The sequence below is a fragment of the Blastopirellula marina genome, from assembly GCF_002967715.1.
In the GTDB taxonomy this organism is placed as follows: Bacteria; Planctomycetota; Planctomycetia; order Pirellulales; family Pirellulaceae; genus Bremerella; species Bremerella marina_B.
Genome location: NZ_PUIA01000094.1, coordinates 216,605 through 228,341, shown reverse-complemented (window position 1 = coordinate 228,341; position 11,737 = coordinate 216,605). Strand labels below are relative to the sequence as shown.

General features: G+C 56.4%; 4 protein-coding genes. 2 read left to right on the top strand and 2 right to left on the bottom strand.

The features are described from left to right. Positions 1–128: 128 nt before the first annotated feature. On the bottom strand, positions 129–2,570 hold the full coding sequence (locus tag C5Y96_RS26815) for a hypothetical protein (RefSeq protein WP_146115824.1): 2,442 nt from the start codon (positions 2,568–2,570) through the stop codon (positions 129–131). A 450-nt stretch (positions 2,571–3,020) separates the two neighbouring features. Between C5Y96_RS26815 and C5Y96_RS26810 the strand changes: the two genes are divergently transcribed. Further along, positions 3,021–9,203, top strand: coding sequence for an alpha-2-macroglobulin family protein (locus C5Y96_RS26810; protein WP_233199178.1), 6,183 nt, complete (start codon positions 3,021–3,023; stop codon positions 9,201–9,203). Positions 9,204–9,279: 76 nt separating this feature from the next. Here the strand turns inward: C5Y96_RS26810 and C5Y96_RS26805 are convergent, their stop codons facing one another. After that, positions 9,280–10,692: a sulfatase gene (locus C5Y96_RS26805; protein ID WP_233199177.1), complete on the bottom strand. Its 1,413-nt coding sequence runs from the start codon at positions 10,690–10,692 to the stop codon at positions 9,280–9,282. Between the two features lie 132 nt (positions 10,693–10,824). Between C5Y96_RS26805 and C5Y96_RS26800 the strand changes: the two genes are divergently transcribed. Continuing rightward, positions 10,825–11,589 (top strand): SDR family NAD(P)-dependent oxidoreductase, encoded by a 765-nt coding sequence (locus C5Y96_RS26800; RefSeq protein WP_233199176.1) that lies wholly within the window; start codon positions 10,825–10,827, stop codon positions 11,587–11,589. The last annotated feature ends 148 nt before the right edge of the window (positions 11,590–11,737 follow it).

The following is an 11,737-nucleotide window of genomic DNA, read 5'->3' as shown; positions in this document are numbered from 1 at the left end:
AAGTGAGGGGGGAAGCCTTAGCTAACTAAGTGTGCCTATGGCTTTTAGAATAATCGGAAAGGCTTATTGTGAAGCTTCATGTTCCGCCGTCGAATCTTGAAGAATTTCGACTTTCAGACCGAGCCGAACTAGGGAGTCATGTTCAGCTGCTTTACCGCTTCTACCAAGTCTTTGTCGCGTGCCTTGGTTGCCGATTCTTCTGCTAGTTTTAGCATCGCGCCAGCAGCTTTCGTCTGGCCATCTGCTATCAGTAGCGGCACGTGCTTGATGGCGTGCTGGGCGATCGCCGCGTGAACTTTGGAAGACATACTTGAACCGGCTGCTAGCTGCATCGCTTTGAGGTGCCATTCCCCCTGATCGATCGCAAAACGCGTGTGCCAGTCTTGGATGATCTGCGAGCAAGTTGCGAAGTCACCACCGCGGGCCGACTCGGCCAGGGCATAGCGGAAGCCTGCGAACTGCTGGGGAGAACCATTGGGCATGGCCATGGCCGCGGCTGCCATTTCCTGGCCGATCTTAGCGTGGTCGTCCAGCCGCTGAGCGGATTGAATTCGGGAGTTCCATTTTTCCTGGAAGGCAGCCGCCGGTGCCGAGATATCGGCTTCGGTCGGAATGTTGGCCTGCTCGATCAGGTCGTCTGCCAGTTGATAGGGGTCGGTAAGAACAGCAACCATTTTGTCGATTTCTTCATCTGGTAGAAACGCGGTCGCGAATTCTTCACGAGCGCGATCGGCCCCGCCGTCCGGAGTGACCAGGAGAAACGCACCGATGATCTTTTTAGTCTCGGCCTGGGTGGGGAGTTCTTGTTCAGCCAGGAACTTGGCGAGCCCTGCCGGGATATCGGCAAGCGTGTAGCGGCGGTTTTCACCGTTCATGCGAATCACCAGGCGATTAGCGTCCGACTCGACAACACGAATCATGGTACCGTTCACGTCGAGTTCCGAGTCTGCCGGCAGCTTGGTAAGCCGCGATGAAACGGCCTGCCAGAACTGCTGATTCAAGTCGGCTAACTGCTTCAAGTCGTTGAACTTCTCTTGATGCTTCGGCGAGGTGACCAGAGGCGCTGCCTGGGCGAGCAACTGTTGAGCCGCAGAAGCGTTGCGGTCGATGACTTGTTGACGTGCCTGCTTCATGAGACCGGCCAGCTGATCGACATTCGCCGTCGAAGCGGCAGCCGGAGCGGTCATCATCGGCTCAGGGGTTGTGGTCTCCGTTTCTGACGGGGTGGAAGTCATTTCGGTTGGTTTCGAAGGACTATTCGCGGCGACCATGCTGCCGGCGAGGTACTTCTTCTTGCCGGCTTCCAACGCGGCCAAGGCACTTCCATCGGCACCTGATTGGGTCCACAGTTCGCGGATGTACTCGATGTCGGCCTTCGGCGAGAGCAGCAGATGCGAAGCTTCGATGCGCTGCTTGACGGTGTCTTCCCCTTTCAGGCGGCTCAGGGCGATGGCTCGCTGGAAGCCTTCGGGAAGTTGGCCTCGTTCGTATCCTTTATTTTGACCAGCAAAGCGAACCACAACGCGCATGTCATCGAGCGTGCTGATGGTGAATGTCGTGCTTCCGACGGTCAGTTCTTCGTTTTCACGCAGCGACGCGGTGCCGTCGTTGAGGGCTTTGTTGTAGGCCATCAAGTCTTGGACAAACTGATCGACGCGATCGAAATCGGTTTTACCTTCAGGCGTTTTCGGAGTCATACGCACCTGGTCGAGAGCAATCGAGGACTTGGCATAATCCTTCTCGCTGATTCCAATCCAGGCCGCTTCCAGGGCTGCTTTCAGTTCGGCTTGATCCTCGGCGGTGGCCTTGGGTTCTGGCGGCTTGCTGTTCATCGCCGGCATGCCAGCCATGGTGTCTTCGGGGTTCCCCAGGCCAGGGATCGAGTTGGCCAGATCGTTGGAAGTGGGACGCTTGCCCGATTTTGGTCCTGGAGGGGACTTTCCACCGTTTGACGTCGATTCTTCTTCTGGCTGGGCGGGAACTTCTGGGCTGGTGGTTTCCGGCTGGGGATCTGCCTGAGCGATAGGCTCGTCCGCGGGTTCAGTGAAGACGAAATACGCTCCACCGGCGACTGCGGCGAGCAGCAGAATCGCGACGCCACCCATGTACATGCCAAAAGCGGAGTTCTTGGCGCGGCTTTTGGCCGAGGTCGCGGCGGATGTCTTCTTGGCTTTCAGCGAAATATCGCCGCTGGAATCGGAAGATGGATTCGCGGCAGGTGCAGTCGGGGCCGCGGCTTGAGCGGGCGCTGCCGTCGCAGGCTGAGCGACCGCGGCAGGCGCAATCTGACCGCTGAAGTAGGCCTGCAGTTGTTGGTCGTAAGCTTGCTTTTGAGCTGGATCCAACAGGCAGTTCTGTGCCAATTGGATTTCTGAGAGCAAAGTGTGGCGAAGTGGTTCGTCGGCAGGGGCCATCGGAATCGAGGCGCGCGACATGGCATTTTGCGCGGCAACCATGATCTTGCCGGTGTCGGCCTCGTACACGGGCAGCCCCAACAGCGTATAGCAATCGGGTCGACCAGTGACGTTGAGACCCAACCACATTTGGTAGGGATTGGTAGCTTGAGTCATTCCTCGAAACTCGCAAGTACGTAATGTTTATTTCAAGGCTAGTTGCCGTTTTACCAAATTGCCCTGCCGGGACCGGGTTTCGCCTCTGCTAGTACGACGAGGAAGCGACCGATTTTGTTTCGTAAATCGGTTATATCGACAATGATGGGGGGATAATTCATTGCCTGGGGGGGTAATTGCCCCAATTGTAGCGAGTTCGAAGCACGTGGAAAGAGATGTTCTCTCCTCAATGTTAGCGTCCTCGGACAAGATCTTGGACATTTGGGTAACGATATTTTTGTAAGGGCGAAATCTAGAAAACTTCATAAAATGTCAATCACAGAAATCTCCTCGCTAATCACGTTTTACGGAAATCGCATCTTGGATTGAGATCGTCTACACCAGGGCAAGACTATATGCTTCTCAACACCCAACCCAGCAACAGAGATACCTCAGAGAGGGCACCTGATCATGAACTTTTCGCTGCAACGCACCGTTCCTATAGCCATAGTTTGCTGCTGTGCGGCACTGATGGCCGTATGGATCGGATCTATCACCTCGACAGCCCAAGAATCGGCGACTGACTTGAAACAAATGGAAAAGCTTTATCAGCAAGGAAATTACAAGGAAGCCTATGAGGCGGCCGAGAAGCTTTTCGTTGATCCTGCGCAAGATCCCAAAGAAATCGCTCGAACAATCTACGTCCCGATTCAATCGCTGCAGCGATTGGCGCGCTATACCGATGTGGATGCGTTTCTAGAGAAAACTGCCGAGGCCCAAAAGGATCAGTGGCGAGTTCTGGCGGCAATTGCGGCACAGTATCAAACTTTGACCCATTGGGGCGTGATCAACGACAACAAGTTTGAACGCGGGCCAGTGCGCGGCGGCGGACGGCGCGTGAATAGTATCGACCGAGATCGCACGCGTGCGTTGCAGTTGTATGTCGAAGCGATGAAAGTCGCGCAGACGAAAGATGCTGAGCCTGACATGGCGAACCTCTTTCAGCAATTGTCGGGCTTCTTCCTCAGCGGTGGCTATGGCCGCGCGGCTTGGCAACTCCAATATCTGACCGACATCACGACGCTGCCGGACTATGACGAAAGCTACAACTACGGTGGCTCGAATCAAGGGGCTCCGGTCGATGAAGAGGGGAATCCAATTTTCTACCACGTTCCTAAATCGTGGGAGGACGCCAAGAACGATGGTGAGCGGATGCGCTGGGCCATGGAGCAGGTTGCCGAGTACGATCCGAATCGAACCGGCCAGGTAAAGCTGCAATGGGCCAGCTTTCTTAATTCGCAGTTTGGCGTGCAAACGCTGCAGCAGTATCAGTGGTTCTTTGCTCCCCGCAATGACGAAGACGACAACGAAACACCTCATCTCCTGCAACTGGACACGCTGGCAGACAACGAAACGATTGCCCGGTTGGCTACGGGGATTAAGCGTTTCATGCTGCCGGACGAATTTAATCACATCAAAATCTGGCAGGATTTAATCGAAGACAAGGACTCGCAGCGCGGGTCTGCCTACGATCAGTTGGCGTCGGTCTTTGAGAATCGTCGGCACTATCCCAAAGCGGCGCAAACTTGGAAGGATGCAATCGCGGACGTCGGTCCCGGTTCGAACAATTATCGCAAGTCGCGACTCGAGCAGATTGTGGGCAACCTGGGGCAGTTCCAAGGGGGGCAGGTCAATGCGGCCGGCCAGGGAGCAACGCTGCAGTATCTGTTCCGTAACGGAAGCGAAGTTGAGTTCACCGCCCACGCGATCAAGATCGAGCAGTTGATTTCAGATGTTAAGAAGTATCTGAAATCGAATCCGGGTCGTCTCGATTATCAGAAGATGCAGTTTCAACAAGTCGGCGAAAAGATTCTCTTCGAATCTGGTGGCGACGTTTACCTTGGCAACCAGGTTGCCAAGTGGGGCCAGAAGCTCGACCCTCGTCCTGGGCACATGGATCGCCGCATCAACGTACACGCACCGCTGAATAATGCCGGGGCCTACATGGTGACGGCCAAGATGAAGGACGGCAACGTCTGCAAGGTCGTGGTCTGGGTAGTCGATACGGTGATCGTCAGCAAGCAACTCGACCAGAAAAAGTACTACTACGTTGCCGACGCGGTCAGTGGTAAGCCGATCGAAAAGGCTAATGTCGAGTACTTCGGTTATAAGGTCGAGCAGGTTCGCAATCAGAATCGCTTCAACGTTCTGGTCAAGAACTTTGCTGAATTCACCGATGCGGATGGCCAGGTGATTCTGGCCGACAACCCGCTGACGCACGAGTATCAATGGCTGGTCTTGGCCCGCAGCGATAAGGGACGGTTCGCGTTCATGGGCTTTCAGCACATTTGGTATGGTCGCCAGCACGATGCGACCTACAACCAGGTGCGCAGCTACGGGATCACCGATCGGCCTGTGTATCGACCGAATCAAACGGTGAAGTTCAAGTTCTGGACGCGCCGTTCGCAGTACGATCAGGCCGACGTCAGTCAGTTCGCCGGTCAGTCATTCAACATTCAGTTGCGTGATCCGCAGGGGAACGAGATCTTCAACAAGCAGTTTACCGCCGACGAGTATGGCGGCATGGACGGCACCTGGGAGATCCCTTCTGACGCGAAGCTGGGGCAGTACAACCTTTACACCAACCACGGCGGCATTCAGTTCCGGATTGAAGAATACAAGAAGCCGGAATTCGAAGTGACAGTCGATGCCCCCGAAAAGCCGGTTGAGCTGGGTGAAAAGATCACGGCCAAGATCAATGCGAAGTACTACTTCGGTTCGCCGGTCACCAATGCCACGGTGAAGTACAAGGTCGAGCGTTCGCCATATAACCGCCACTGGTACCCGACCGATCGTTGGGACTGGTGCTTCGGGAATGGTTATTGGTGGTTCGCTTACGACTACGCCTGGTACCCTGGCTACAACCGGTGGGTAGGTTGCATTCGCCCCGCTCCGTTTTGGATTGGGTGGTCGCATAATCCTCCTGAACTTGTTTTGGAGCAGGAAGTCGAGATCGGCGAAGACGGGACCGTGGAAGTCGAAATCGACACGGCCCTGGCCAAAGCGTTGCACGGCAACGAAGACCACCAGTACACCATCACGGCGGAAGTTCGCGATCAATCGCGACGTACGATCGTCGGTTCCGGCAAGGTGCTGGTCGCTCGCGATCCGTTCAAGGTTTATACGTGGGTCGATCGCGGCTATTACGATGTTGGCGATACCATTCACGCTCACTTCCTGGCCCAAACACTGGATGCTCGGGATGTTGCCGGCAAGGGAGAGCTGAAGCTTCTGAAGATCACCTACGACGATCAGAAGCAGCCGATCGAGACCGAGGTGCAGTCTTGGGACGTCGAAATAAAAGGGGAGGGAAGTGTTTCCCAAACCATGAAGGCCACCGCTGCCGGACAGTATCGGTTGAGTCTCAAGGTTACCGACGAGGCGGGCCACACGCAGGAAGGTGGGTATATCTTCACCATTCGCGGCCAAGGCTTTGACGGTTCCGCGTATCGCTTCAACGACCTGGAGCTGATTCCCGACAAGAAGGAGTACCAGGCCGGCGATACGGTCAAGCTGCAAATCAACACGAACCGAGTCGGCAGTACGGTGCTGTTGTTCGTGCGTCCCTCCAACAGGGTTTACTTGCCACCCAAGGTGATTCATCTGACTGGCAAAAGCACCGTGCATGAAATTGCCGTGCTCAAGAAGGACATGCCGAACTTCTTTGTCGAAGCCCTGACGATTGCCGATGCCCAGGTGCATGACGAAGCGAAGGAGATCGTCGTGCCGCCAGAAACTCGCGTGCTGGACCTGCAGGTCGAGACCGACGCCAAGGAGTATCTGCCTGGCAGCAAGGGGACAATCAAGCTGAAGCTGACGGACCACACCGGCGAACCATTCGTGGGCTCGACGGTGCTGACCATGTACGACAAGTCGGTCGAGTACATCAGTGGTGGGTCGAATGTACCTGACATCAAAGAGTTCTTCTGGAAGTGGCGTCGCCACCATTACCCGCAGACCGAACATAGCCTGAACTTGTACAGCTACAACCTGACCCCCAAGGGGCAGTTGGCTCTGCAGTACCTGGGGGCGTTCGGTAACAGCGTAGCGGACGAGTTTTCCGACCGAAACGAAGGCATGGCAATGGAAGGTACCGCTGGCGGATTTGGAGGAGGCCGCGCCATGATGCGAGGCGCGATGGCCAAGAACGCTATGGCTGATGCCATGCCGATGGCGGCGGCTGCGGCTCCGATGCGCACGGGAGATTTGTTAGTAATGGATGCGGAAGGGGAAGATAAATCGGGAGTACTACCTGCCCCCGGCCAATCCAATTTGGTGGACCCGACCGTGCGATCGAACTTTGCGGACACGGCTCTGTGGATTGGCAGTGTCGAGACGAACGAAAAGGGTGAGGCGGAATTCAAACTGGATCTGCCTGAGAACCTGACTGCCTGGAAGATTCGTACTTGGGCGATGGGGCAAGGAACCAAAGTTGCCTCCGCCGAGAGCGAAGTAGTCACGCGTAAGAATCTGATCGTTCGCCTTCAGGCACCACGCTTCTTCGTGCAGAAGGACGAGGTCGTCCTCTCGGCGAATGTTCACAACTATCTGAAGTCCGAGAAGTCGGCCGTGGTCTCGCTGGATATCCCCACAGGATTGATGTCGAGTGAGACGCCTCTGACGCAGAAGGTCACCATTCCGGCTGGTGGTGAAGTGCGTGTCGATTGGACGGTGAAAGTGACCCAGGAAGGGGAAGCGACCATCACCATGAAGGCGCTCACCGACGAAGAATCAGACGCCATGCAGCAAAGCTTCCCGGTTTACGTGCACGGTATGCTCAAGACCGAATCGTGGGCAGGCACCGTGCAGCCGGAGCAGAACTCGCAAGGCATCACCATCAGCGTGCCGAAAGATCGCCGACCGGAAGATTCTCGCTTGATCATTCGCTACTCGCCAAGCCTGGCCGGTGCGATGGTCGAAGCGTTGCCGTACCTGATTGACTACCCTTACGGCTGCACCGAACAGACCTTGAACCGCTTTGTGCCGACGGTGATTACCCGCAAGGTGTTGGGCGAAATGGGAATCGATCTGAAGTCGATTGCCGAGCATCAGAATAATCTTAACGCTCAGGAAATCGGCGATCCGAAGGAGCGAAACGAGCGGTGGAATGCCGCTCGGGATGGTAAGCTCAAGAATCCGGTCTTCGACGACGCGGAACTCGAAAAGATGGTTAAGAGCGGCGTTCAGCGGCTGACCGAGATGCAAAACTCGGACGGCGGTTGGGGCTGGTTCTCTGGCTATCACGAGCACAGCTATCCCCACACGACCGCAGTGGTCGTACGGGGGCTGATCATTGCCGAACGAAACGGCGCGGCAGTCGTGCCAGACGTGATCGAGCGTGGCAAGCAGTGGCTGATCAACTACCAGAACCAGGAAGTTCAAAAGCTGCAAAACGCCGACGAAAAGAAAAACCCATGGAAGCTGAAAGCGGATAACCTCGATGCGGTGATCTTCGCGGTTCTCGCGGAACAAGGTCACGATAACAACGCCATGCGAGGTTTCCTCTACCGCGACCGAACGAATCTTTCGGTGTACGGTAAAGCGTTGTTCGCCTTGGCCCTGCATCAAGTAGGAGATGCCGAGAAGCTCGCCATGCTTCGCCGCAATCTCGATCAGTACCTGGTGACCGATCAGGAAAACGAAACGGCCTATCTGAAGATGCCGGCGGATAGTTCCTGGTGGTACTGGTACGGCGACGCGATCGAAGCCAATGCCTACTACTTGAAGCTTTTGGCCGCGACCGATGCCGACAACGTCACAGCCCGCCGTCTGGTGAAGTACCTGCTGAATAACCGCAAGCACGCCACCTACTGGAAGTCGACTCGTGATACGGCGCTGTGCGTCGAAGCGATGGCCGACTACCTGCGGGCCACCGATGAACTGAACCCTGAGATGACCGTCGAGATTTTCATCGACGGTGAGAAAAAGGCCGAAACCGAGTTCACCAAGAAGAACCTCTTCACGGTGGACAATACGGTCGAACTCACCGGTATGCAAATCACCGACGGCCAGCATAAGGTCGAAGTTCGCCGCAAGGGAGAAGGTCCGGTGTACTACAGTGCCTACCTGACCAACTTCACGCTGGAAGACTTCATCACCAAGGCAGGTCTGGAGGTGAAGGTCGAACGACGCTTCTACCGTTTGGATCGTGATGAAGACGCGACGGCCAAAGCGGTCGGAGCACGCGGTCAAGCTTTGAAAGAGAAGGTCGTGAAGTACAAACGCACCTTGCTTGAGAACGAGTCTGAGATTACCAGTGGCGATCTGGTCGAAATCGACCTGGTGATCGAAAGCAAGAACGACTACGAGTACTTGATGTTCGAGGACAAGAAGGCCGCTGGCTTCGAGCCGGTCGACCTGCAAAGCGGCTACAACGGCAACTCGCTGGGTGCCTACATGGAACTGCGGGACGAGAAGGTAACCTTCTTCGTGCGTCAGTTGCCGCGTGGCAAACACACGTTGACCTACCGCTTGCGGGCCGAGATCCCTGGTAAGTTCAGCGCCTTGCCAGCGGTGGCCCAGGCCATGTACGCACCGGAACTGGTCGGTAACTCGGATGAGATGAAGATCGGGATCAAGGACATCGAGAAGTAGTCGTCATCCAATTAGGTGAAACGAAAAAAGGGTCGGCCTGCTATCTGGTCGACCCTTTTCTTTGGGAGAGATGGGACTACTTCGGTTCCCAGTCCGGGCCATTGTCGGCAGGCATCGACTTGTGCCAGTCGAGCACCGTCTCTTTAAGCGCCGCGACTGCCTGAGGGTTCTTCTTGGCGACGTTGGTGGTCTCGCTTTTGTCCTGCTCTAGGTCGTACAGTTGGACGTCGCTGCCGTCGTAGCTGCACAGCAGTTTCCATTTTCCATCGCGGACGGCCAGGTCGGGCAATTGCTTGCCCTGGATCTCGGGGCGATCAGGAGGACGGCGAAAGCAAATGGGGGAGGAATGCGATGCGTCTGATTTCCCCAGCAACACATCCGGCAAGGCCTCGCCGTCGAACTTCACGTCGGCCGGGGCACTGGCTCCGCAAATCGAAACCAGGCTCGGTACCAGGTCGAACGCCGCGAAGACGGAAGTGTCGTTCGTCGTCCCCTTTTTGTCGGCAGCGATAAGGCCTGGTCCCCAGGCAATCAGCGGCGAGCGGACGCCCCCTTCGTACAGGGTGGTCTTGTGGCCGCGATAAGGACCGGCACTGCCAGCGCCCAGTTCAGGGCCGTTGTCCGAGCACATCAAAATCAGCGTGTTGTCACGCAGCTTTTCATTACTACGCACAAAGTCGAACAATTTGCCGAGCTGTTCGTCCATCGTTTCCAGCACACCCAGGTAGAGTTGCCGTTTGGTTTGATCGCCACGGCGTTCTTTCGGCGGAAAGAAAGGAGAGTGAACATCGTCCGGCCACACGTTCACATAGAACGGCTTGTCGTTGGCCTGGGCCTGTTGGATGAAATCGATGGTGGCGTCAACAAATGTCTGTGTGATCTTATCTCGCTTTTCCCAGGTGATCTTGCCGCGTCCGAGCTTGTCGCTCCCTAGTGTATGCAGTCGCGGTTTCTTGCCGTCGTAGGCATCGAGTTCCGCCAGAACGCGGTCTCCCAGGCCTTCGAAGTTGGTGAGCGACGCATCGACGCCATACTCGGTAATCAGGGGTGCTTCACCCACATCACGCTGGCCTCCCATGTGCCATTTGCCGAAGTGCCCGGTGGCGTAGCCGGCGTCGTGCAGCATGCGGGTCAGCATCGGGGCGGAAGGATCGAGCCACTGGGCCATCCCCCGCTTCTCGTTCAATTCGCGGTGGGCCAGGTAAGACGAGATCTTCCAACGCTGCGGATACTGCCCCGTCGAGATTGCCGTACGCGATGGCGAGCAGATGGGCGAGTTGACATAAAACTGCGTGAAGCGAATCCCTTCCTGGGCCAAGCGGTCGCAGTTCTCGGTGGTGGCATCCTGATTGCCAAAGCTGGAGAAGTCCCCCCAGCCCATATCGTCGATGAACACCAGGATGACATTCGGCGGGCGGTCGGCAGCGGAAACGGAGGTCGTAAGGATGCCGCAAAGTAGCAGCAACATAGATAAGCGAACTAGCTTCATGGGGGTGGTCCTCGCAGGAAAAGCATCGGTCATGGGCCCCTCAATCTACCAAACGAGGGCCTAATTCCAATCAATTTCACCGTTGCCAGGCGTCAGAACGTGCGGTTTCATCGGCAGAATGCAACCAAGTTCATGACACTCGAAAAGGCTCTCATGATGACCGACGAAACTCCTGTGGCTGTGGTGATCGGTGCGACTGGTGGTATTGGCTCGGCCACCGGGCGGATTTTGTCGTCTCGCGGCTATCGCTTGATGTTGGTCTCGCGCAGCGAGGAAAAGCTTCATGCGCAGGCTGGCGAGCTTGATGCCGAATACTTCGTGTCCGACGCCACGCAGTTCGATCAAGTCGAAGCGGCCACAAAGCAAGCGCAGGAAGCATTTGGTCAGGTCGACTCGATTATCAACTGCGTTGGTTCGTTAATCCTCAAACCGGCGCATCTCACTACGCAAAAGGAATTGGAACAGACGCTCGCGCTCAACGTGACCACGGCGTTCGCAGCGATTCGCGCGGCCAGTACCGTGATGCGAGAGCGCGGGGGGAGCGTTATCCTGTTCTCTTCCGCTGCCGCACGCATCGGTCTAACCAATCATGAAGCCATTGCCGCCGCCAAAGGAGCCGTTGAAGGGCTGATCAAGTCGGCCGCGGCGACCTATGCCGGCAAGAACATCCGGGTAAACGGTATTGCCCCAGGATTAGTCGAAACGCCACTCACCGAGGTGATCTGGTCTCGCCCGCGATCAGCCGAGACCTCGAAAGCGTTGCATCCGCTCGGGCGTTTAGGAAAGCCGGAGGAGATCGCTTCGCTGGCCGCCTGGTTGGTCGATCCCCAGAACAGTTGGATCACCGGCCAGGTCATCGGTATCGATGGCGGGCTGGCTAGTCTGAAGACAGGCTAAGTGACCTTAGACCACCGAACGGGAATCACGGAACGTGCTGCGAGTTCCTCCTGGCAGGGCGACTGGTGTCTCATATCCCTCTCACGTTCGAGCAGGCCGTCTTCAGCCGCCGAACGCATGAGTTTGATGACTTGCCCCCAAGCATGAA

Excerpts from the sequence above, each read along its gene's own strand:
- C5Y96_RS26805 (WP_233199177.1), bottom strand. The coding sequence starts at position 10,692 with ATGAAGCTAGTTCGCTTATCTATGTTGCTGCTACTTTGCGGCATCCTT.
- C5Y96_RS26815 (WP_146115824.1), bottom strand. The coding sequence starts at position 2,570 with ATGACTCAAGCTACCAATCCCTACCAAATGTGGTTGGGTCTCAACGTC.
- C5Y96_RS26810 (WP_233199178.1), top strand. The coding sequence starts at position 3,021 with ATGAACTTTTCGCTGCAACGCACCGTTCCTATAGCCATAGTTTGCTGC.
- C5Y96_RS26800 (WP_233199176.1), top strand. The coding sequence starts at position 10,825 with ATGACACTCGAAAAGGCTCTCATGATGACCGACGAAACTCCTGTGGCT.